Origin of the sequence: Nonomuraea recticatena, from assembly GCF_039533245.1 — a bacterium.
In the GTDB taxonomy this organism is placed as follows: Bacteria; Actinomycetota; Actinomycetes; order Streptosporangiales; family Streptosporangiaceae; genus Nonomuraea; species Nonomuraea roseola.
This window is the reverse complement of the sequence record NZ_BAAATE010000040.1, coordinates 38,721-61,677: the sequence shown is the minus strand read 5'-3', so window position 1 is coordinate 61,677 and position 22,957 is coordinate 38,721. Positions and strand designations below refer to the sequence as shown.

General features: G+C 72.7%; 15 protein-coding genes. 10 read left to right on the top strand and 5 right to left on the bottom strand.

The annotated features are described in order from the left end of the window. Nucleotides 1-59 precede the first annotated feature (59 nt). Nucleotides 60-3,401: a protein kinase domain-containing protein gene (locus ABFX50_RS43775; RefSeq protein ID WP_346155246.1), complete on the top strand. Its 3,342-nt coding sequence runs from the start codon at nucleotides 60-62 to the stop codon at nucleotides 3,399-3,401. A 112-nt stretch (nucleotides 3,402-3,513) separates the two neighbouring features. Then, nucleotides 3,514-4,422 carry an SMP-30/gluconolactonase/LRE family protein gene (locus ABFX50_RS43770; RefSeq protein WP_346155244.1) on the top strand — a complete coding sequence of 303 codons (909 nt, stop codon included), beginning with the start codon at nucleotides 3,514-3,516 and terminating at the stop codon, nucleotides 4,420-4,422. Here ABFX50_RS43770 and ABFX50_RS43765 read toward each other — a convergent pair. Continuing rightward, a complete protein-coding gene (locus ABFX50_RS43765; RefSeq protein WP_346155242.1) occupies nucleotides 4,419-7,610 on the bottom strand; it encodes a GH92 family glycosyl hydrolase in 3,192 nt (1,063 codons plus the stop codon). The two genes, ABFX50_RS43770 and ABFX50_RS43765, sit on opposite strands and share 4 nt — an antisense overlap. 184 nt (nucleotides 7,611-7,794) lie before the next feature. On the opposite strand from ABFX50_RS43765, the gene ABFX50_RS43760 reads away from it, so the two are divergent. Continuing rightward, nucleotides 7,795-9,225: an acyl-CoA carboxylase subunit beta gene (locus ABFX50_RS43760; protein WP_346155240.1), complete on the top strand. Its 1,431-nt coding sequence runs from the start codon at nucleotides 7,795-7,797 to the stop codon at nucleotides 9,223-9,225. A gap of 52 nt (nucleotides 9,226-9,277) precedes the next feature. Here ABFX50_RS43760 and ABFX50_RS43755 read toward each other — a convergent pair whose 3' ends face one another. Together ABFX50_RS43755 and ABFX50_RS43750 are read right to left on the bottom strand one after the other, a co-directional pair. Further along, nucleotides 9,278-11,989, bottom strand: a complete 2,712-nt coding sequence (locus tag ABFX50_RS43755) for an AAA family ATPase (RefSeq protein ID WP_346155238.1) — start codon at nucleotides 11,987-11,989, stop codon at nucleotides 9,278-9,280. Nucleotides 11,990-12,120: 131 nt separating this feature from the next. After that, nucleotides 12,121-13,869 (bottom strand): 2-isopropylmalate synthase, encoded by a 1,749-nt coding sequence (locus tag ABFX50_RS43750; protein WP_346155237.1) that lies wholly within the window; start codon nucleotides 13,867-13,869, stop codon nucleotides 12,121-12,123. A gap of 283 nt (nucleotides 13,870-14,152) precedes the next feature. On the opposite strand from ABFX50_RS43750, the gene ABFX50_RS43745 reads away from it, so the two are divergent. From ABFX50_RS43745 to ABFX50_RS43735, 3 genes are all read left to right on the top strand, one after another. After that, nucleotides 14,153-15,055 (top strand): UbiA family prenyltransferase, encoded by a 903-nt coding sequence (locus ABFX50_RS43745; RefSeq protein ID WP_346155235.1) that lies wholly within the window; start codon nucleotides 14,153-14,155, stop codon nucleotides 15,053-15,055. Between the two features lie 340 nt (nucleotides 15,056-15,395). After that, nucleotides 15,396-16,223 carry a sensor histidine kinase gene (locus ABFX50_RS43740; RefSeq protein ID WP_183644454.1) on the top strand — a complete coding sequence of 276 codons (828 nt, stop codon included), beginning with the start codon at nucleotides 15,396-15,398 and terminating at the stop codon, nucleotides 16,221-16,223. After that, entirely contained in the window at nucleotides 16,213-16,881 is a 669-nt protein-coding gene (locus ABFX50_RS43735) for a response regulator transcription factor (protein ID WP_183644451.1), read from the top strand. The genes ABFX50_RS43740 and ABFX50_RS43735 overlap by 11 nt, the downstream gene beginning before the upstream one ends. Here ABFX50_RS43735 and ABFX50_RS43730 read toward each other — a convergent pair. Beyond that, nucleotides 16,857-17,819, bottom strand: coding sequence for an aldo/keto reductase (locus tag ABFX50_RS43730; RefSeq protein ID WP_346155231.1), 963 nt, complete (start codon nucleotides 17,817-17,819; stop codon nucleotides 16,857-16,859). The two genes, ABFX50_RS43735 and ABFX50_RS43730, sit on opposite strands and share 25 nt — an antisense overlap. Before the next feature lie 277 nt (nucleotides 17,820-18,096). Here ABFX50_RS43730 and ABFX50_RS43725 point away from each other — a divergent pair, with 277 nt between their 5' ends. Further along, the gene (locus ABFX50_RS43725) at nucleotides 18,097-18,795 is read left to right on the top strand and encodes a 4'-phosphopantetheinyl transferase family protein (RefSeq protein WP_346155229.1); all 699 of its coding nucleotides are present in this window, start codon (nucleotides 18,097-18,099) and stop codon (nucleotides 18,793-18,795) included. After that, nucleotides 18,792-19,631: a TIGR03621 family F420-dependent LLM class oxidoreductase gene (locus tag ABFX50_RS43720; protein WP_346155225.1), complete on the top strand. Its 840-nt coding sequence runs from the start codon at nucleotides 18,792-18,794 to the stop codon at nucleotides 19,629-19,631. Before ABFX50_RS43725 ends, ABFX50_RS43720 begins: the two co-directional genes overlap by 4 nt. On the opposite strand, the gene ABFX50_RS43715 is transcribed toward ABFX50_RS43720, so the two are convergent. Next, on the bottom strand, nucleotides 19,612-20,967 hold the full coding sequence (locus tag ABFX50_RS43715) for an NDP-hexose 2,3-dehydratase family protein (RefSeq protein ID WP_346155287.1): 1,356 nt from the start codon (nucleotides 20,965-20,967) through the stop codon (nucleotides 19,612-19,614). The two genes, ABFX50_RS43720 and ABFX50_RS43715, sit on opposite strands and share 20 nt — an antisense overlap. 160 nt (nucleotides 20,968-21,127) lie before the next feature. Here ABFX50_RS43715 and ABFX50_RS43710 point away from each other — a divergent pair, with 160 nt between their 5' ends. After that, the gene (locus ABFX50_RS43710; protein WP_346155223.1) at nucleotides 21,128-21,724 is read left to right on the top strand and encodes a DUF1707 SHOCT-like domain-containing protein; all 597 of its coding nucleotides are present in this window, start codon (nucleotides 21,128-21,130) and stop codon (nucleotides 21,722-21,724) included. A 10-nt stretch (nucleotides 21,725-21,734) separates the two neighbouring features. Continuing rightward, nucleotides 21,735-22,955: a methyltransferase domain-containing protein gene (locus tag ABFX50_RS43705; protein WP_346155221.1), complete on the top strand. Its 1,221-nt coding sequence runs from the start codon at nucleotides 21,735-21,737 to the stop codon at nucleotides 22,953-22,955. Nucleotides 22,956-22,957: the final 2 nt, after the last annotated feature.

Sequence of the window (22,957 nt, the reverse complement as noted above, 5' to 3'; positions counted from 1 at the left end):
CCGATCAGAAACGGTGCGCCCTCGCCAACTTTCCGGCTCCCGAGGGCATCCAACACGCCATGGGGGATGCGCTGATCGACGGAGACCCGCAGCGGCTCGGCGGTTACTGGCTGGCGGGCCGGGTAGGAGAGGGCGGCCAGGGGGTCGTCTACGAGGGCTACGACGCCGAGGGTCAGCGCGTCGCGATCAAGGTGTTTCGCGGCGACCCCTCGGTCCAGCCGCGCCTGGCCAAGGAGGCCGCCGCGGCCCGCCGCGTCCCAGCCTTCTGCACCGCCAGGGTGCTCGACGCCGACCTGGAGGGACCGCGGCCCTACATCGTCTCCGAGTACGTCGAGGGGCCCAGCCTGCGGCAGGTGGCCAAGGTGTTCCGCGGAGACGAGCTGCACCGGCTGGCCACCGCCATGGCCACCGCGCTGACGGCGATCCACGACGCGGGCGTCGTCCATCGCGACCTCAAACCGGACAACGTGCTGCTCGGCCCTGACGGTCCGAGGGTCATCGACTTCGGCGTGGCCCGCACGATGGAGATGTCGCTCACCTCGGCGGGGCTGGTGGCGGGCACACCCAGCTACATGGCGCCCGAGGTCTTCTCGGGGGAGCGGGCGGGCATGCCCGCCGATGTGTTCGCCTGGGGCGCCACCGTGCTGTTCGCCGCCACGGGGACGGACCCGTTCAGGGCCGACTCGCTGGGCGCGGTCATGCACCGCGTGCTGTCCCACGAGCCCGACCTGTCGCCGCTGCCCGGCCAGGTCAAGGAGCTGGTGGCCGCCGCGCTCGCCAAGGACCCGAGGCAGCGGCCCACCTCGAGGGAGCTGTTGCTCGCGCTGGTCAGCGGCGACGGTCTCGACACCGCCAGGCTGCTGGCCCAGGGCGCGGGTTCGGCCGCCGCGATGGCGTCCGGCGTCGGCGAGCAGGCCCGCGACCCCGCACTCGGCACTCTCGCCGAGGACGCCTACGCCGCGCTCGGCCCTGCCGAGCGCGAGCTGGTGCCCGAGCTGTTCCTGCGTCTGGTGACCGTCACCGACCAGGGCGACCTCACCGTACGCCAGGCCGCCCGCGCCGAGCTTCCCTCCGGCATCGAGCCCGTCCTCGAGGCGTTCGCCTACCTGGTCTCCGGCGGTGACCCGGTCAGGCTGCTGCGTCCCGCCCTCCCGATGGCCTGGCCGCGACTGCGCGCCTGGATCCAGGCGGAGAGGGACGGCCTGGCCGTGCACCGGCGGATCGCCGCCGCCGCCACCAGCTGGGCCTCAGGCGGACGCAGGGAGAGCGACCTCTTCCAGGGCAGCACGCTCGACGCCGCCCAGCGTTGGGCGGCCACAGGGCGCAGGAACATCACGCTCACCCCCGCCGAGCGCGACTTCCTCGAGGCCGGCGTCGCCCTGGTCAGGCGGAGGAGCCGCAGGGTGCGGGTGATCTCGGTCGCGCTGGCCGTCATGCTGGCGCTCGCACTGGCCGCGGGTGGCTTCGCCGTCCAGCAGAGCAGGCAGGTGGCCGAGCAGCGCGACGTCGCGGAGTCGGGACGGCTGGCGGCGCTGGCCGACTCCGTGCGTGCCAAGGACCCGGTGCTGGGCATGCTGCTCGGCGTCGCGGCGCACGACATCGCCGCCACCCCGCAGGCCATGGCGGCGATGTACCGCGCTCTCACCTCGGCGGCCACCAGGTCGTTCACCGATCCCGCCGCCGTCGCCGTCAGAGCGCTCAGCAAGGACGGCCGCCGGCTGTTCAGCGCGTCCGACGGCGAGGTGAGGGTGTGGGACACGCACACGGGACGCAGGACGGCCGCCTTCCGCCACCAGCAGGGCAAGCTGCTCGAGATGGCGTCGAGCCCGTCCGGCCGCACGCTCGCGATCGCCACCGAAGGGGGCGGGGTCCGGCTGTGGGACCCGGCGAAGGGCGCCGTTCTCGAACCCCGGTACCCGGTGGCCGAGGGCGCGGGTCAGTTCGACTTCGACGTGTCGTACAGCATGTCGGAGGATGTTCTGGTGGTGCACGGGGGACAGGGCGCCACCTACTGGAACTCCCGCACGGGAGAGAAGACAGAGGTGCCCACGCTCGGCGGGGACGTGGAAGTGACGGCCGACGGCAAGACGGCCGTGTACACGCTGCTGGGCTCCGCGCTGCGCCGCCAGCCGTTGCCCGATGGACGAGCGAAGACGTGGTGGCACTGCCCGTGGCGGTGCCAGACGTACGCGCTGAGTCCGGACGACACGAAGCTGGCCGTCCCCGGGCCCGACCAGAGCATCCAGATCCTCTCCGTCCGGACGGGCAAGGAGTCGGACAACGACATGCGCGACTGGAAGGGCGGCGCCATCTCCTGGAGCCCGGACGGCAGGTTCATCGCCGCGCTGAACGACAGTGGGCTGCAGGTGTGGCGGGCCCACCACGCCACGCCGGTGCTCGACGAGCCCGCCGCCCCCGGCGCCGGCGACCTCGCGTTCGACCCCGACGGTCACACCCTGCGCTACCTCGCGGGAGACACCGTGGTCAGCGTGCGGCTCGACCTCCGGCCGCGCCCGGGCGCGCGTGGCAACCTGCTCAGCACCGACGGCCGCCTCGTGCTGAGCGGCAGCAAGCTCCACCACCTCGCCACGGGCAGGACGATCACCCTGCAGGAGGACCCTCAGCACCCGCGCGTCTTCAGCGGGGACGGCTCGGCCGTCGCCGTGGGCGGCGACACCGCCGTCCACGTCCTCGACACGACGACGGGAAGGCGAACGACCGAGCTGCCGATGAGCGACGAGTCGCCCCAGGGCCTGGCCTTCAGCCCCGACGGCGCGCGCCTGGCCGTCTCGGGCCAGACCTATATCAGCATGGTCGAGCTGCCCGGCGGCAGGCAGGTCTGGCGGGCGCCGGCCGACATGGCCGACAAGCTGGCCTTCACGCCCGACGGGCGCTACCTGTCCATCGGTGAGAGCTTCCTGGACGTGACGACGGGACGGCCGGCCGTCCCCCGTCCTCTCGGGGCGGGGGTGCGAGGGCTGGACTTCTCCACCGACGGCACCGTCTTCGGCTGGTCCGAGGGCTCGGCCCGGATGGCCTTCTGGCGACCGGGGGCGCAGCCGTCCTCCGCGCCGCTGCGCGACATGCCCGCCGACCGGAAGCTGACGTTCTCGCCCGACGGCTCACTCGTCGTGGCCATCACCTTCAAGGGCATGCGGGTCTACGACGTCGCCTCCGGGGTCGTGATCGCCGCTGTAGAGGACCCGTCGATCGCCCACGTCGGATTCTCGGGGAGTCGGCTGCTGGCCCTCATCGACGGGCGGCTGACCGAGTACCCGATGGATCCCGCCCTGGTGAGGGCGCGGGCGTGCGAGAGGGCGGGACGCTCGTTGAGCGCGGCGGAGTGGGCGGCGTACGTGCCGGGCCTGCCGTACAGGGAGGTCTGCGCGACAATGCCATGACCGGCACGAGGCAGGGGCGGAGGCGACGGTCACGGGCGGACCGGAGCAGGGACGGGGCCCTGGCCCGGCGGGGCAGATCTTGGTAGGAAGGTGGGCACCAAGGAGGTGCCCGGTGGATCTCATCCCCGTGGAGTTCGAAGCGTTCGACCGCCGCATCGCGGGGGTCTCGGGCGACCGTCACATCGAGCGGCTCCACCGGGGCACGCGCTGGGCCGAAGGGCCCGTCTACGTCCCCGCGGGCCGCTATCTGGCCTGGAGCGACATCCCGAACGACCGCATGCTGCGATGGGACGAGATGACCGGCCAGGTGGGGCCCTTCCGGCAGCCCGCCGGCTACGTCAACGGCAACACCCTCGACCGTGAGGGCAGGCTCGTCTCCTGCGAGCACGGCGCGCGCCGGGTGACCAGGACCGAGCACGACGGCTCGCTCACCGTGCTCGCCGACCGGTGGCGCGGCAAGCGGCTCAACAGCCCCAACGACGTGGTGGTGAGCTCCGACGGGTCCGTCTGGTTCACCGACCCGCCGTACGGCATCGAGAGCGACTACGAGGGACACCGGGCCGAGCAGGAGATCGACGGCTGCCACGTCTACCGGGCCGACCCCGGCACCGGCGAGGTCCGCGTGGTGGCCGACGACTTCGCCCGGCCCAACGGCCTGGCCTTCTCCCCGGACGAGCGCCTGCTCTACGTCGCCGACACCGAGCGCGGCCACCTGCGGGTCTTCGAGGTCACCGGCGACGGCGCGCTCGCGGGCGGCAAGGTGTTCGCCGAGCACGAGGGCGAGGGAGGCTTCGACGGCATGCGCCTGGACGAGACCGGCCGTATCTGGGCCGCCGTCGGCCCGGCGATCCACGCCTACCACCAGGACGGGACGCTCCTCGGCAGGCTGCACCTGCCGGAGAGCGCCTCGAACCTCGTCTTCGGCGGCCCCAAGCGCAACCGCGTCTTCATCACCGCGACCACGTCCCTGTACTCGGTGATGCTGAGCATCCGGGGCGCCGAGCCGGTGTGGGCCCGCTAGGCGAACGCCCAGGTGAACAGGTGCAGCCGGCCGTCACGCGGGGTGGAGAACGTCAGGCTCCGCACCTTCTTGCCCGGGTCCAGGGCGATGGGCTGCGAGGCGTAGACGTGGGCGGGCACGGGCTGGAAGGCCCATGAGCCCCAGAACAACCGGTGCGGGGTCCGGGCCACGACCTCGTTGCCGAACCGCGGCTCGGCCGACCCGAAGTCCAGGATCCAGTCGCTGAAGCCGAGCTTGCCCGAGCTGGTCGTGCCGTCGGTGTAGGTGACGGTGACGTCCGCCTCCGGCCAGCCGTTCACGCCCGTTCCCAGGAAGGACAGGCGGGTGGCGCCGTCCGGCGCGGCCACCTCCAGCGGTTCCTCACCGGTGCGAACGTTGTCCCATTCGCCGCGCTTCCTGTCCGGCCAGGTGAAGGTGAAGTCCCGCCACTTGACCCGGGCGCCCGGGGTGAGTCCCGCCTCGGCCAGGGCCTGCGCCGAGAGGCTGAAGCCCGGCCCGTCGATATTGGCCTCGCCGGGAGCGTCCGCGTCGCCGATGCCGGCGTTGTTGTGGTGCCACTCAGGGGTGCCGCGCGCGGCCACGTTGAGCCGCACCGAGGCGGTGAGGTCGCCCACGACGACCGGCACGGTCAGCACGCCGCGCGGCACGTCGCCGGACACGGAGATCTCGACCGGCTGGCGGGCCTGGCCTCCGGCGGCCAGGCTGAGCGTGCCGCGTGCGGGTGACACGGTCACGCCGGCCGGCGGCCTGGCCTCCCAGGTGATCGTGGCGGCCTGGCCGAGCGACCGGACCGCGAGCTCCGTCGCGAGCGCGCCGCCCGGCTCGACCGGGCCGCTGCCGCGGCTGAACCCGGCCAGGTACGGCTTCGTCCCGCCACCGAACGACGGCGGCGCGTCCTCGGGGTCGGCGCCGAAGCCGCGGTCAGGGGAGGTGCCGCGGACGAAGTCCAGCCGCCCGCCGCCGGTCGCGAACGACTCCGGCAGCCACGCCCGGTCCGTCGCCGCGCCGTTCACCCGGAGCGACCTGATGTACGGTCCTGCGCCCCGGGCGTCCACGACGATGTCCCCGCCCGGCCGGTCGATCGTGATCCGCTCGAACAGCGGCGTGTTCACCAGCAGCTCGGCACGGCCGGGAATGGCGGGGAAGAGCCCCATGGCCGACCACACGTACCACGACCCCATCGCGCCCAGGTCGTCGTTGCCGACCAGCCCGTCCGGTCCCGACTTGAACAGCTCCTGCTGCACCCGGCGCACCAGCGCCTGCGTCTTGTACGGCTGGCCGGTCCACGCGTACAGCCACGGCGACGGCAGCGCGACCTCGTTGCCCAGATAGGCGTGTGCCTCGGCGGGCCCGGCGTTGAGCTTGGCGAAGTACGTGTCGAGCCGGGGGACGACCTCACGAGGGCCGCCCATCGCGGTGAACAGCCCTGCCGGGTTGTGCGGCACCATCCAGTGGTACTGCGCCCCGTTGCCCTCCATGTACACATCAGGGCTGGCAGGGTCGAAGGGCGAGGTGAACGCGCCGTCGCCCTGGCGCGGCTGGATCCATCCGGTGCCGGGGTTGTAGATGTGCTGCCAGGCCTGCGCGCGCCGCATGAACTCCGCGGCGGTCGCCCGGTCGCCGAGCCGGGAGGCGAGCTGCGCGATCCCGAAGTCGGCCACGCCGTACTCCAGCGTCGCCGACGGATCGTTGGGCACGTGCCCCTCACGCATGAACGCGGCGTTTCCCGGCCGCTCGTCGTAGCCGAGCAGCGGATGGCCGATGTCCCTGGGGCCGGTCCGCCTGGCCGCCTCGGCCATCGCCCGCAGCGCCGCCTTCGCGTCGAATCCGCGCGCGCCGAAGGCGTACATGGTGGACACGATCGCGTGGTACGGGTCGCCGACCATGACGCCGGTGATCGCCGTCTGGTGCGACCACCGGTCCCACACGTTGCCGACGGCCTGCGCGTTGTCGTACATCGACTGCGCGATGTCGGCGCCCACGTCCGGCGCGAGCAGGGCGAGGAGCTGCACCTGGCTGCGGTAGATGTCCCACCCGGAGAAGGTCGCGTAGTGGTGGCGGCCCGGCCGCACCTGGTGCGGTTTGTGGTCGAACCCGGTGTACGTGCCGTCCACGTCCTCCGAGACGTGCGGCTGCAGCATCGTGTGGTAGAGGTTGCTGTAGAAGGTGCGCCGCTGGTCCTCGGTGCCGCCGCCGATCCGCACCCGGCCCAGGCGCTCGCGCCACACGCCGCTCGCCTCGCGGGCCACCTCGTCCAGGCCCTTGGCGGCGATCTCGGCCTGGAGGTTGCGCCGGGCGCCGTCGATGCCGACGTACGACAGCCCGACCCGCATCTGCACCGGCCGGGCCGGGTCGAACTGCAGGTAGGCCCCCGAGCCGGGCCCGTTGACGGTCACGTCTCCCGGCGTGACCAGGTCGCCCCTGACCTTCGCGGGGCCGGCGTTGGCGACCGTGCTCGCGCCGGGGCGCACCTCGCCGTCCTTCCAGGTGCCGAACGCGGTGACCGGCTGGTCGAACGTGGCGTGGAAGTAGATCTTGTATCGGGTCGGCGGGCCGCAGAACCCGCCGGTCTGCACCCAGCCCTCGACGGTGTTCCCGCTGACCCTGGTCTCGCCGTCGTCGACGCCGTTGACCGAGCCGCTGGTGTTCAGCAGCACCGTGCCTGGCTTGCCCTGCGGGAAGGTGAAGCGGGCGACGCCCGCGCGCATGCTGGCGGAGAGCTCTGCCTTGACCCCGCTGTCGAGCGTGGTGCCGTAGAAGCCGGGGGAGGCCCGCTCGTTGTCGTGCTTGAACGTCTGGACGTAGTCCTCGCCGTGGGTGGCGGGCGAGCGGCCGATCGCTCCCGAGTACGGGATCACCGGGAAGTCCTGTGCGCCCGTGCACCCGGGCCCGGAGATGTGCGTCATGGAGAAGCCGCGCAGCCGGTCGTCCTCCCACCGGTAGCCGCCGCCGGCGTTGGCCACCGTGTCGGGGCTCCACTGCATCATCCCGAACGGCAGGACGGCCCCTGGGAAGGTCATGCCTCCCCCTCCGCCGTGGTCGAAGTCGGGCGCCGCCTCCTTGGTGCCGTGGAAGACGTTGACGAGGGAAACGGGGTCGCGCTCCACGGCCACGTCAGGTGGGGCGCCGTATGGGAAGGCCGTCGCCGCGAGCAGGGCGGTGACGACCGGCAGGGACCAGTGAGACACGACCGTCCTCCAGAGGTGGGATCGCCGTATCGAACCTCGGCCCCGCACGGCCGGTCAACGGACGGAAACCACGGTCACAACCGGCCACCGGCCCCGCCGGTGAACAGGGGTTGGCAGGTGGCGGAGGCGTTGACACATTCGCCGTGACCCCGTCTCCGTGACGAGCATGTGAGGGATCCCAGCGATGACCGTCGTGTCCACGGTTCCGATCGAAAGCTCCGCAGCCCCCGTCGCCGATCCCCGCGCGCCGGCCGTCCGGTTCTCGCGCCTGCTCGATCCCGGCTCCGCCGTGCCGCTCCACGAGGATGACGACAGCGGCGTGTCGGCCGTGCGCGGGTTGGTCGACGGAGCTCAGGCCGTCGCCTTCTGCACCGACGCGAGGCTGATGGGCGGGGCGCTGGGCGCGGCGGGCGCGGGCCGGATCGTCCAGGCCATCGAGGCCGCCGTGCGCATGGACTGCCCGGTCATCGGCCTGTGGCATTCGGGCGGCGCCAGGCTCGCTGACGGCGTGGAGTCCATGGACGGCGTGGGACGCATGTTCGCGGCCATGACCAGGGCGTCCGGCGTCGTGCCGCAGATCTCGGTCATCCTCGGCCCCGCAGCGGGGGCGGCCGCGTACGGGCCCGCGCTCACCGACGTGGTCGTCATGTCCGACGCCGGTCGCGTGTTCGTGACCGGCCCTGAGATCGTGCGGAGCGTCACCGGCGAGCGGATCGACATGGTGGGGCTCGGCGGGCCCGAGGCGCACGGCAGGAAGTCGGGGGTGGCGCACGTCCTGGCCGCCGACGAGGCCGACGCCTTCGCCAGGACGCGCCGCCTCACCGGGCTCTTCGCCCGGCACGGCGCCTGCGACCCCACCGCGCTGCGCGGTTCCGGCGACCCGAGCGCCCTGCTGCCCTCCTCGCCCCGGCGCGCCTACGACGTTCGGCCCCTGGTGCGCGCCCTTCTGGACGGCGACGGCCGGATGGAGGAGCTCCAGCCGCGCTGGGCCGCCAACATGCTCGTCGCGCTCGGACGGCTCGGCGGGGGCACCGTCGGCGTGCTGGCCAACAACCCGATCCACAAGGGCGGCTGCCTCGACTCGCTCTCCGCCGAGAAGGCCGCCCGGTTCGTCCGCATGTGCGACTCGCAGGGCATCCCGCTCGTCGTGCTCGTGGACGTCCCCGGTTACCTGCCCGGCGTCGGCCAGGAGTGGGGCGGAGTGGTGCGGCGCGGCGCCAAGCTGCTGCACGCCTTCGCCGAATCGGTCGTCCCCCGGGTCACGCTGATCACCCGCAAGGCCTATGGCGGCGCCTACATCGCGATGAACTCCCGCTCGCTCGGCGCCACCACGACGTTCGCCTGGCCGGGAGCCGAGGTGGCGGTCATGGGCGCGGAGTCCGCCGTCGGCGTCCTGCACCGCAAGGCTCTGGCCGCGGCCCCGGAGGAGGAGCGCCAGGAGCTGCGCGCCCGCCTCGCCGAGGAGCACCGGCGCACGGCCGGGGGCCTGCGGCGGGCCGTGGCCCTCGGCGTCGTGGACGAGGTCATCGCGCCCGAGACCACCCGGTTCAGGCTCGCCGACGCGCTGGCCCGCGCGCCGCGCGCACGCGGCGGTCACACGAACATCCCCCTGTGACCGACTCCGTCAGAGCCCCCTCCCGGCCGGGGCGGGTACGAAGGGGCCGGGGTCAGCGCCGCTCCCCGGTCAGGCTTTCTGGCAGGTCGGCGCGGCGTGTCACGCTGAGCTTGCGGTAGACGCGGGTCAGGTGCTGCTCCACCGTGCTCACCGTGATGAACAGCTTGGCGGCGATCTCCCGGTTGGAGTAGCCGTCGGCCGCCAGCGCCGCCACCCGCCGCTCGGCGTCGCTGAGCACCGGCCGCGCGGCGGGGTCCTCGCCCGACCACGCGCCGTCACCGCCGTCAGGCAGCGCCCGGCTCAGCACGCCGGCCTGGCACTCCTGGGCCAGGGCGCGGGCCCTGCGGCTCAGCACCGCGGCCCTGCGGAACTCGCCGACCTCGTGGTAGGCCTCGGTGAGGCCGGTCAGCGACCTGGCCAGCTCGTACTTGTCGCCGCCGTCCTGCAGCAGCTCGGCCGACTGGCGCAGCAGCATCACGCGGTGGCGCTTCTCTGCGGTGGCGGCCAGCACGCGCAGCGCCATGCCCTGCACCCGCCTGGACCCGCAGGAGCGCGCCAGCTGCTCCTCCACGAGCAGGCGGGCCTCCTCCGTCTCGCCGAGGGCGATCAGGGCCTGCGCCGCGTCCAGCCGCCAGGCGATGAACTCGGCGCTGTCGAGCTCCCACGCGCCCATGAGCTCGCCGCACAGCCGCAGATCGCGCAGCGCCTGCCGGGCCTGACCGGCCGCCAGATGGAAGCGGCCCTTGCCGTAGAGGTACTGCAGCCCGAACCGGGTCTCCAGCATGGCCTCCGGCACCGGCCGGGTGGCCGGCGGCAGGAACTCCTCGTGCCGGCCCATCGCCGCGCCGGCCAGCAGCAGGCTGCCCAGCGGCCCGCCGACGGCCACCCCCCAGCTGTCCGGCGGGATGAGCTCCAGAGCGCGCCGGGCGTCGGCCGCCGCCGAGGCGGGGTCGCCCCGGCGCAGGCCGATCTCGGCGCGGATGGCCGACAGGCGGGCCTGCCGGCTCGGGGCCCTGCGCGAGGCCGCCTCGGCGATGAAGGAGTCGCACCAGGGCGCGGCCAGGTCGGCCCTGCCGGTGTACGTCAGGGCCAGCAGCGCGCTCTCCACCGTGTCCATCGACATCTCGTCCAGCCGCGAGCCGCGCAGGATGCGCTCGGCCGTCGCCGCCGTCTCCGGGAGCGGACCCTGCGTCAGCGCGCGCACCAGCGCGTCCGCCGACTCCGTCCGGCGGTCCGCGCTGAGGGAGTGGGCGGCGCCGCCCGTCTGCTCGTCGGTCAGCTCGGGCAGGTGCCGCAGGAACGAGGGGCAGCTGCTGCGGAACCAGGCGTGCGCCACGGCCAGCTCCGCCACCGCGTCCCGGTCCAGCTCGTCCAGCTTCCTCAGGTGAGCGAGGACGTCCCTGGCGTCCTCGGCGTGGCCGTGCCACAGCAGCGCCTTGGCCAGCACCACGGCGTCGCCGCCCGTCAGGTGGCCCTGGCGCAGCGCCTCGGTCAGGTCGGCCAGATGCCCTGCGGGCGTGCAGGGGTCGATCCGCCACTTGGCCCGCACCAGGGTGGTGGCGATCCTGGCGCGCCGCCGCTCGTCCGGGCAGGATCGCAGGGCCAGCATGAGGTACTCGATCGCGGACTCCACGCCGTCGTGCCGCAACGCCCGCGCCGCCGCCTCCTCCAGGACCGGCAGCGCCCACGGTTCGCTCGCCTGACCGGCTCTCAGCAGGTGCCCTGCGACCAGCGGGGCGGGCGCGCCGTCGCGGTAGGTCAGCTCGGCGGCCCGGCGATACAGCTCGACGCGCTCATGCTCCTCCAGCCCGGCCAGCACGGCGGACCTGGCGGCCTCGTCGCGGAACCGGCCGCCCTCCAGCAGCCCGGCACGGGTCAGCTCCTGGATCGCCTGGGCGGTGGCCGCGTCGTTCTGGCCGAGCAGCCGGGAGACCGGCCCGGCCTCGCCGAGCACGGCCAGCGCCCGCGCCACCCGGGACGTGCCGTCCCCCGCGCGGTGCAGGCAGGCGAGCACGGCCTCGGCGTACCGCTCGCCCCGGCCGTCCCCCGCCCTGTGGTCCTCGATCAGCGCGTCCACCAGCAGCCGGTTGCCGCCGGTCAGCGCATGCCAGCGCGCCGGCGCGGCGCCGGTGTCCCCGGAGGCCAGCCGCGACACCTCTCCAGGGGACAGGTGCCCCAGGCGGACCGAGCGGCAGTGCGGTTGCCGCAGCATCTCGGCGTGCAGGCTTCCGAGGGCGCGCGGGTCCGGCACGCTGAAGGCCAGCATGACCTTGGCGTACGCGATCCGCCGCGCCAGGTGCGACAGGCACTGCTGTGAGGCGCGGTCGGCGTGGTGCAGGTCGTCCACGACGATGAGCAGCGGGCACCGCTCCGACAGCTCCAGCAGCACGGTGCAGAGCGCGTCCACGATCAGCACGTCCACCTGCTCGCCGGCGGGCACGCCCGCCTGGCCGGTCGGCAGGTGCCCGCGGGCCCCTTCGCGGAGCAGACCGACGGCGGTGGCGCGGTTCCGCTCGGTCATCGGCGCGCCGAGCACGAGCTGCGAGAGCACGCCGAGCGGAAGCGCGCTCTCGGCCCGCGAGCCGGTGGCGGTGAGCGGGAGGGCGCCATGGTCGAAGGTGTGCTCGGCGAGGCCGTACAGGAGCGCGCTCTTGCCGGTGGCGATCGTGCCGGTCACCATCGCGACGCGGCCCCTGCCTGCCACCGCCTCGTCCAGGAGTTCCCGCAGCGTGGCCATCTCGTGCCGCTGGACGTCCTCGGCCATGACGGCCCTCCTTCGTTCAGTAGGGGAGCGGCCGACCTGATGGGGTGCGCAGGTCGGGGTCAGGGCCGGGGCGGCGGTTCGGCCGCGGCCTCCTTCTCGTGACGCGGGTCATCTCGGTCTCCTCCCGGAGGTCAGCCCGCCGCCGCCAGGCGGCGCGGCTCGGGCAGGGAGCGGGACGGCCGCAGCCGCGTGTGGCCCGCGAGCCGGGCGCCTCCCGCGCGCACGGCGGAGAACGCCGCCGCGACCGCGTCGGCGCCGATGCCCACGCCCCACGCGACTCCCTCCATGCCGGTCCCGCCGGGTCCGCCTGTGGCGCATTCCGCATAGACCACGACGTCTCGCGGGGAGCGCTGGGGGAGGGCGGCGCGTTCCGGCGTCATCGCCGGCTCGTCCAGCGAGGGAGCGGTCCTGTGCACGGCGCGCACGTCGATCCCCCACGGGCCGAGCGCCGCGCGAAGGTCGCGCGGCCCTTCGAGGGCGCGGGCGCCGTCGACCCAGAGCGTGACGGTGAGCGGCTCGACCCCGTGCTCGCCCGGGGCGCCGTGATACACGTACTCCTTGCGGAACAGCTCGCCGATCCGGCTCGGGGACAGCTCGCCGCCTTCCGCGTCGGCCTGCGCCTGCACCCGGGCCGCCAGGTCGGCCTGGAGACCGCGGGGCAGGTCGAGCCCGTGCCAGGCGCTCATCACGTAGGCGACCCCGCCCTTGCCTGACTGACTGTTGACCCGCACGACCGCCTCGTAGGTCCGCCCCACGTCCTTGGGGTCCACCGGCAGGTACGGCGTCCGCCACGGGAGCTCCCCTGCCGGCACCCCGGCACGGGCTGCGAGCCGCTCGCGCTCGTCGAACCCCTTCTTGATCGCGTCCTGGTGCGATCCCGAGAAGGCGGTGTACACCAGGTCGCCCGCGTACGGGTGCCGCGGGTGGACGGGCATCTGGTTGCACTCCTCCACGGTGCGCCGGACGGCGTTGATGTCGGACAGGTCGACGCCAGGGTCGATGCCGTGGACGAACAGGTTCATGCAGAGCGTCACCAGGCAGACGTTGCCGGCCCGCTCGCCGTTGCCGAACAGGCAGCCCTCGATCCGCTCGGCCCCGGCCAGGAGGGCCAGCTCGGCCGCGGCGACTCCGGTCCCGCGGTCGTTGTGCGGGTGGACGGACAGGCACACGTGCTCGCGGCGGGACAGATGGCGGTCGAGCCACTCGATCTGGTCGGCGAAGACGTTGGGCAGCGACCGCTCGACCGTGGTCGGGAAGTTGAGGATGATCCCCCGGCCCGCCTCCGGCTGCCAGACGTCCATGACCGCCTCGCACACCTCCAGGGCGAAGTCCGGCTCGGTCTCGTTGAACAGCTCAGGGGAGTACTGGTAGCTCAGGTCGCAGCCGCCGAGCACGCGCTCGGCACGGTCCATCATCACCTGCGTGGCCCGCACCGCCATGTCGCGGCAGCCGGCGCGGTCGAGGCCGAACACCAACTCCCTGAAGAGCGGCGACGTGGCGTTGTAGATGTGGATCATCGCGCGGGGCGCGCCCCTGAGGCAGTCCACGGTGGCCCTGACGAGTTCGTCGCGGGCCTGGGTGAGCACGGTGATGCGCACGTCGTCGGGGATGAGGTCCCGTTCGATGAGCAGCCGGACGAAGTCGTGGTCGTCCTGGCTGGCGACGGGGAAACCGACCTCGATCTCCTTGAAGCCCGTCTTCACCAGCAGGTCGAACATCATGAGCTTGCGTTCGGGGGACATCGGACGGGGCAGCGACTGGTTGCCGTCGCGCAGGTCGGTGGAGAGCCACCGGGGAGCCGAATGGATGCGCCTGCCCGGCCAGGTGCGATCGGTCAGATCGAGGGGCGTGAATGCGGTGTAACGTCCGGCACCCTGCATGGTGGATTTTCCTTTCGTGGGTGACCCTCGTTTTCCTGAAGTGCTCGGAACAGGGGTTGGAAATCCGCAGCGACGTTTCTAAGGTGGAGGATCCCCACCCCGCGTTCATGTACCGGTGTTATGGCCGGACGTTATAGGGGCTCCGGCGGCCGAGCAATACGGGCATCAGGAGTTCGGTGGGAATAGCCCGTGGAAGCCTGCCGCGTATCGAAAGGAGCAGGGCCCGCTACAACCTTCGGATCGCTCCTTATCAGTGGCGCCGCCCCCGATCACAATGCGAGTCATGGCAGCCTTCCACCCGCGCGCCCTCGCCTTCTGCGTCGCCGAGGCTCGTCCCATGGTGCTGGCCATCTCGGCCATGCGCTATCTGACCGGCGTCGCGCTCGCACTGCCCGCCGCCACAGCCGCCGCCAACCTCCCGCAGATCTCCCAGGGGGCGGTCGCCTGGGTGCTGTCCATCTTCGCGGTCTATCTCTACAACGGTGTCACCGACGTCATGGAGGACCGGATCAACGGTTCCGGCCGGCCCATCGCGAGGGGCGACCTGGACGCGCGGGTGGCCGCCGCCGTGGCCGCCGGCGCGGGCTGCCTGGCGCTCGTCGCGACGTCGGGCCTGCCGGCGCCGATGTTCTGGATCGTCGCGGCCAACCTGGTGCTGGGCTACCTGTACTCAGGCCCGCCATTGCCGCTGAAGTCCAGTTCGGGCGGCACGGTGGCGGTGCTGTGCCTGTCGGGCCTGCTGTCCTATCTGGCGGGCTTCACCGTCGCGACGGCGGGCGGGGGCGTGGCCGCGCCGACCGCGCTCGTGCTGTTCGCGGGCGTCGCCATCTGCTGGATGGTGTTCGTCGGCGTGCCCGCCAAGGATCTGTCCGACATCGCGGGGGACGCGGCCGCGGGCCGGCGCACCCTCGGCGTGCTGCTCGGGGAGCGGATGTCGAGGCAGGTCATGGTGGGCGCGGCGGTGGTGCTCCTGGCGGGGTTCGGCGTGGCGGTCTCGCTGCTGCGGGTGCGGCTGGGTGGCGTCGTGCTGGTCCTGGCGGCTGGGGTCGTCGCGGTGGCGGTCGCGGGCCTGCTGGCGGCCCCGCGACCCGGGGGCGAGGACCGCCGCCGGAGCCGCCGTCCGTATGGGGCGTTCATGGGGACGCAACATCTGCTTCATCTGACCGCGTTTTTGTCCTGGATCTGACCGAAATGTTGCATGCGTCTCCTGGTCGCGCGATAGTTTGGGGAACGCCTAAACGCTCGACGGCGGAGGGGGGACATTGGAGGCCGCACACGGGGCCACGGGGGACCCTGCGGAATTAGTCGAATCGTGTCGTGATGAAATCCTCAACGAATTCGAATCGGCCCTGCAGTCCGCCGGAAACGCCGTCTTCGCAGATCAGAGCGCTCGTGAGCAGGCCCTGCGCACCGCCCGCCACGTGCTGGACGACGTCACCGCTACGCTACGCGCTGGAAAGGTACAGATAGGTGAGCTCTATCAATTCCAGGCACGAGAGCTGGGAAACGTGCGTGCGGCCGGAGGGGTGCATCCCAAGTCTTCACTTGAGGCGGGCTCACTTTTCTTTCGCTCGGCGCTGCGCCATCTGACCCGCCGGATCGCGGCCGCGTACGAATCGCCGGCCGACGTCATCGCGCTGGCCATCGGCGGCCTGGAGGAGAGCCTGTCCCAGCGGGTCAGGGAGTCCGCCGACGGCTACCACAGCTTCCTGCTCAACCAGGTCCACGAGGCGCAGGAGGACGAGCGCCGCCGCATCGCCCGCGAACTGCACGATCGCATCGGGCACGGCGTCAGCGTCGCCCACCAGCAGCTCGCGCTGTCCGAGGTCTACCGGCCCGTCGACGCCGCCCGCGCCGCCGCCAAGATCAGCCTCGCCCAGCAGGCGATTCAGGAGACCATGGAGAACCTCCGGCAGATCACCTCCGAGCTGCACCCGCAGGTCCCCGTCAAGAGCCTGGAGAAGTCACTGATCGGTTTCCTCGAGACCGTCGAGGACGACGTGGGCTCCGTCAGGCTGGAGGTGAGCGGCGACGAGTCGTGGGCCAGGCCGCGCGTGCTCGACGAGGCGTTCCTCATCGTCCGCGAGGCCGTGCGCAACGCGCTCGGCCACGGCCGGCCGAAGATCGTCCTGGTCAGGGTGGACATCGCGCCGCACGAGCTGTCGGCGTCCATCCAGGACAACGGGCGCGGCTTCGACCCCTCACGGGCGCGCGAGCGCGGCGGCGTGGGCCTCACGTCCATGCGCGAGCGGGCCGAGCTGCTGGGCGGCCGGGTGCTCATCTCCAGCGAGCCCGGGAGCGGGTGCCTGGTCGAGCTCTTCGTCCCCCTCAAGAGGCGGGCCGGTGAACAGTAGGGCGACCAGCGCCGAGATCTCCGTGGTCCTCGTGGACGATCACGCCCTGTTCAGGGAGGGCCTGCGGGAGATCCTGGAGTCGGCCGGCGGCATCAGCGTGGCGGGCGAGGCCGGCGACTCCGCCACCGCCGTGCGCGTGGTGGCCGAGACCCGGCCGGACGTGGTGCTGCTCGACGTGGAGATCCCGGGCGACGAGGTCACCGAGACCGTCGGCCGCATCCGCGAGCTCTCACCGCACAGCGGGATCATCATCCTCAGCATGTACGACGGGCCCCACCTGCTCACGCGGCTGCTGTCGGCGGGCATCCGCGGCTACCTGCTCAAGAGCGTGCACCGGCACGAGCTGATCTCGGCGGTGCGCAGCGTCCACGAGGAGCCCTCCCGCCTGGTGCTCGCCGTCTCCCGCAGCAGCCTGGCCCGGGTGGAGGCGCCCTCGGCGGGGGTGCTGTCGGAAAAGGAGCTGGAGGTGCTGCAGCTGGCGGCGCAGGCGCTGAGCAACAACCAGATCGCTCGACGCCTCGGGCTGGCGGAGGCGACGGTCAAGCGCCACATGCGCAACATCTTCGTCAAGCTCAACGCCGCCTCCAGGATCGACGCCGTCAACAAGGCTCTGGCCGCCTCGCTGATCCCGCCTCAGAGCAGGGGCGGCGAGGACTGACCCGCGGGGCAGGCGGGGAAGAGCTCGGACAGCGCCTCGCGTGTCTCGGCCGGCAGCTCGACCGAGGAGGCGGCGAGGTTCATCTCCAGGTGGATCGGGTCACGCGTGCTGGGGACCGGCACGACGCCGTCGTCCTGGGCCAGGAGCCAGCTCAGCGCGAGCCGCCCCGCGCCCACGTCGAGCCGTGCGGCCATGGCCTCCAGCGCCTTCAGCCGGGGCGCGCCCGAGTTCCGCTCCGCCGGACCGAAACGGGGATCGGCGTGCCGCCAGTCGCCGGGCTCGAAGCCGGGGTGCGGCCCCATCCGGCCGGTGAGGAACCCCCGGCCCAGCGGGCGCGCGGCGACCACGGCGATGCCCAGCTCGCGCACCGTGGCCGGCACGCCGGGCGCGGGCCTGTGCACCCACAGGGAGTACTCCACGGCGAGCGCCGTGATCGGGTGCACGGCGTGCGCCCTGCGCACCTGCTGAGGCGTGCCGCCGGTCAGCCCCAGGTGGCCGATCTTCCCTGCCGCCACCAGCTCCGACAGGCGCGCCACGCTCGGCTCGACGGCCAGGCGCTCGTCCTGGCAGTCGAGATAGAACAGGTCGATGCGGCCGGTGCGCAGGCGCCGGAGTGAGGCGTCGCAGTCCCGGTCCAGCGAGCCGGGCCGCCCGTCGAACTCCTCCGTCCCCCGTGGGCCGTGGCGGCGCACCCCGCCGCGCGTGGTCACCACCACCTCCTCGCGCCCGGCGACGGCCCTGCCGATCAGGCTCTCCACCTGGCCCCCGGCGTAGAAGCCGGCCGTGTCGAGCAGGGTCACACCGGCGTCGAGCGCCGATCGGATCAGCCGGTCTGCGTCGGCGGCTCCGGTATGGCCGTAGACGCCCGTCAGGGCGAGCGACCCGAGCCCGACGCTGGAGATAACCGGCCCCGACGGGCCGAGCCTCGTGTACCGCACGAATCCCCTTTCATTCCGCCGATTTCCGGTGCGCCTCTCCAGTGAAAAGGAGCGCCAAATCCCATGGCAAGCCCCCACTTCACAATTAACGGGATTCGGTCGTTAACCCCGGCGGCCCCCTGCGCATGATAGGGGACCACCCGTGTACGCGGCCACGCCGGAACCCCTATCCGTACCCCTGAAATACCGATGACACCCATAAAGATGATTGCGCTTCCTTTCGGGGGTCGTGGACGGTGGCTAATGTGCCGGTTATGCGGGGTGCGAGGAGGTTCAGGTGATCGAGGAGATCCTGCCCGTGACGGTCAAGGCTTTCGACACCTTCACCGACCCGTCCGACGTCGTCCTCTTCCCCGAGGAGGCCGCGCTGGTGCGCCTGGTGGCCGGCAAGCGGCGCGCGGAGTTCACCACCGCCCGCGACTGCGCCCACCGGGCCATGCGCCGGCTCGGCGTCGGCCCCGTCCCGATCCTGAGCGGCCCTTACGGCGAGCCGCTCTGGCCCCCGGGCGTCATCGGCAGCATCACCCACTGCGCCGGCTACCGCGCCGCCGCCGTCAGCGTGCAGCCGGGCGCCGTCGGGATCGACGCCGAGCCCGACGCCCCGCTGCCCCCCGGAGTGCTGGAGGTCGTCTCCCTTCCCCGCGAGCGCGAGATGCTGCTCGGGCTGGCCGCCCTGTATCCCCGCACGAGTTGGGACCGGCTCCTGTTCAGCGCCAAGGAGTCGGTCTACAAGGCGTGGTTCCCGCTGGCCGGGCGCTGGCTCGACTTCCAGGACGCGGTGGTCAGCCTCGACCCTGAGCGCGGCACGTTCAGGGCCGAACTGCTCGTGCCGGGGCCGCGCTGGATGGGCAGGCCGCTGACCGGCTTCAGCGGCCGGTGGCGAACCGGCGCGGGCCTGATCGTCACCGCTGTCGCCGCGGTGGCGGCCCCGCACGCCGTCCCGCCCGCCCGCCGGCCGGAAGGAAACCTCAGATGACCAGATTCGGGGTCGTGCTCATCGCCGAGGACTGCTCCAGGAACGAGTGGGCAGCCAGGTGCCGGCGCGCCGAGGCGCTCGGCTACGACGTGATCGCCGTGCCCGACCACCTGAACCTGCTCGCGCCGTTCCCCACCGCGCTGCTGGCCGCGGAGGTCACCGAGCGGGCGCTGATCGGCACCTACGTGCTCAACGCCGCCTTCCACCGGCCTGCCCTGCTCGCCAGGGACGTCGTCACCCTCAACCGGCTCATGGACGGACGCCTGGAGCTGGGGCTCGGCACCGGCTACGTGCGGGCCGAGTTCGAGGCGGCAGGACTGCCCTTCGGCGCGGGAACCCGTACCCGCACGCTGGAAAGGCTCGTCGCCGAGCTCGACCGCCTCCTGGAGCGCAAGCGGCCACCCCTCATGATCGGCGGGCACGGCGACCGGGTGCTGAGCCTCGCCGCCCGCAACGCCGAGATCGTCAGCTTCACCGGCGCGCCGTTCCGCCCCGAGTACGGCAGGACCGCGCTCGTCGACGCGGGCACGCTGCTCGGGCGCGTCGCGCACGTGCGCGCGGCGGCGGGCGCACGGTCCTCGCAGCCGGAGCTCAACGTGCTGTCCAAGGCCACCGTCCTGACACGCGACCGCCGTGCGGGCGTGCGGAGCCTGCGCCGCTACGCCCCTGACCTCACCACGGAGCAGCTCCTGGAGGTGCCGACGATCTTCGCGGGCACCCCGGCGCAGATCGCCGAACAGATCCGCAGGGATCGGGAACGGTACGGGTTCACGTACTTCACCGTGATGGACTCCGCCATGGAGGACTTCGGGAAGGTCATCGAACACCTCCGCTGACGGGCCGGTCGAGCGCGCCCGCCAGGCTGTGCAGGCAGGCGTTGAGGCTTCGCGCCTGCACGTTCAGGTAGTAGCTGTGCCGCAGCAGCGCGTCGAGCTGGTGCAGGGCGAGCCAGCGGAAGGCCGGATGGCCGGGCAGCGGATCCTCGTCCGTCTCGACGACGAGGTAGCGGTTGCGCGCGTGGTAGAAGCGGCCGCCCTCCTCCGACAGGACGGTGTCGAAGCGAATCCGCTCCGGCGGGGCGTCCAGCACCTGCGCCAGCAGCGGCGGCCGAGCCGGCGCCGGCAGGTGGTCGTAGTTGCCCGGCGTGCACTGCACGGTCGGGGCCAGCTCCACCACGTCGGTGTAGCCGGGCTCGACGCGGGCGTGCACCATAGCGTGCAGCACCCCGCGGATCGGCCTGACCAGGAAGGCGACGAGCCCTGTGCCCACCGGCTCGATCATCGGCTGCGTCCACCGGTTCACCTCGCGGCCGTGCGCCTCCACCCGCACACCGACGACGTCGAAGAACCTGCCGCTCTCGTGAGAGATCCGGCCGCCGGAGCGGTGCCAGCGGCGCAGCCGGTTGAGCGGCAGCGGCCTGGCCTGGATGTCGACCGTGGAGCGGACGCCGCTGAGCCAGCTCAGGATCTCGTGCACGCCGTGCGCGGCGTCCGCGCGCGGGTCGCGCGAGCGCGCCAGCATGGCGCCGAACTCGTCGCCGCCCACCGCCCCGTCCTGAAGCGGCAGGCACGCCAGCACCGTGCGGGCGTCCATGTTGACCAGATCGTCCACCGACAGCAGGTCCCGCACCTGGCGCAGCGGCAGCCACCGGAACCCCTCGGCCGCCGCCACCTCCTCGCCGACCTCCACGACCATGTTGCGGTTGCGCTTGCGATAGAACCAGGCGCCCTGCTCCGACTGGCGCACGTCGGCCAGCACCCGCCCGCGCGGCTCCCTGAAGAAGTCCAGGTACGGCACCTGCCGGCCCCTGTGCACCCCCGTGTAGTTGCTCCTGGTCGCCTGCACGGTGGGGGAGAGCTGCGGCCCGTCGACGTTGCCAGGCTCGTTCTTGGCCTGCATCAGCAGGTGCGGCACGCCGCCGACGCGCTTGAGCAGGATGCCGAGGATGCCCGCCTCGGGCTGGTTGATGATCGGCTGGGTCCAGGCCTCCACCGCCCACCCCGGCCGGCGCACGTCGAGACCCTCGACTGTGAAGAACCGGCCGCTTCGGTGGTGGATGTTGCCCGTCTCCGGGTCCTCGTGCCAGCCGGCCAGCTCCTCCAGGGGCAGCCGGGTCACGCTCATGAACGTGTGCCCGGCCATCTCGCGCAGCCACTCCTGTACGTCGGTGATGGCAAGCTCCTTACCGCGCGGTCCGTCACCGGCGACGCTGCCACGGGCCGCCGCGGCCGCTCAACCCCTGCTCCCGCGCCCGACCCCTGTCCCGCGCGGGCCGGGAGGATAGGGGTTCTGCTCTGGGCCGCGGCATTCCTACTCTTCTAGGGTGGACGCCATGACCGATCACCGGGAAGTGCGGGCCAGTGACCACGACCGCGACAGGGTCGCCGAGGTGCTCCGCGTGGCCGTCGGCGAGGGGCGCATCACCCTGGAGGAGTTCAACGAGCGCGTCGACCGCACCTACTCGGCCCGCACGCTGGGCGAGCTGGACGAGGTCGTGGCCGACCTGCCGGGGCCAGGAGCGCTGTCCGCGCCCACGCGCGCCGCGCCGCTGCCCGTCCCGGTGGGCGGCGACACGCTGCTGCTGCACACCACCAGCGGCAGGGTCGGCCAGGTGGGCCGCTGGAGTGTGCCCCCGTACCTGAGCGCCAAGGCAGGCCGGTGGGGCAAGGTGCGGATCGACTTCACCTCGGCCGACTGCCCGCATCGGGAGGTCCTGCTCGACATCGAGATCACCTCCTGGTTCGGCGACATCGTCGTGGTGGTGCCGCGCGGCTGGGTGGTCCGCGACGAGGAGGTCGTCCGGCGGTGGATGGGCGCCGTGTACAACCGCCCGCCGGTCCCGCTCGCGCCCGACGGCGTCACCGTGCGGCTCACCGGCTACGTCCAGACCGGCGACGTCTGGGTGAGGTACCGCAGGGCCACTAGCTGAGGAGGATCGCATGGCGTGCCGGATCTGTTCGGGCCGTCTCCACCGTTTCGCCGACTTCGGCCGTCAGCCGGTCTCCGACGCCTTCGTCCTGCCCGGCGACACGGGCGAGGAGTTCTTCTTCGATCTGGCCGTGGGGGTGTGCGAGAGCTGCGCGATGGTGCAGCTCCTGCAGGAAGTGCCCAGGGAGCGCATGTTCCACGAGGGATACCCGTACCTGTCGTCAGGCTCGGCGGTGATGCGTGAGCACTTCCGCTCGCTGGCCGGGCGGCTGCTCGCCACCGAACTGGCCGGGCCCGACCCGTTCGTCGTCGAGCTGGGGTGCAACGACGGCACCATGCTGGCGACGATCGCCGCCGCCGGCGTCAGGCATCTCGGCGTCGAGCCGTCGGGCGGGGTGGCCGACCTGGCCGCGGCCCGGGGCGTGCGAGTGCGCAAGGACTTCTTCGAGGCCGCCACCGCGGCGAGCATCCTGGCCTTCGACGGACCCGCCGACGTCGTCTACGCCGCCAACACCCTGTGCCACATCCCCTATCTGGACTCGATCATGAAGGGCGTCGCCACACTGCTGCGGCCGGGCGGCGTCTTCGTCTTCGAGGACCCCTACCTGGGCGACATCCTGGACCGCGCCTCCTTCGACCAGATCTACGACGAGCACTTCTACCTCTTCTCCGCCACCTCCGTGCGGGAGCTGGCCCGCCGCCACGGGTTCGACCTGGTGGACGTGGAGCGGCTGCCCGTGCACGGCGGAGAGGTCCGCTACACGCTGGCCAGGCGCGGCGCCAGGACGCCGAGCCCGGCGGTGGCCGAGCTCCTGGCCGCCGAGGAGGCCGGCGCCCTGACCGGCCCGCAGACGCTGCGGGACTTCGCCGGCCGCGTGGCGGGCATCCGCGACAGCCTCGTGGACCTGCTCACCGGCCTGCGCGCGCGAGGGGCCACGGTGTACGGCTACGGCGCGACGGCCAAGAGCGCCACAGTGCTCAACTACTGCGGCATCGGCCCCGGCCTCGTCTCGCACATCTGCGACACCACCCCGGCCAAGCAGGGCAGGCTCACGCCCGGCTCGCACATCCCGGTCCGCGGCCCCGAGGCGTTCGCGGCCCCGTACCCGGACTACGCGCTGCTGTTCGCGTGGAACCACGCAGAGGAGATCATGGCCAAGGAGACGGCGTTCCGCGACGCGGGAGGCACGTGGATCCTGTACGTCCCCGACGTCCACCTGGTGCGGGGCTGAGC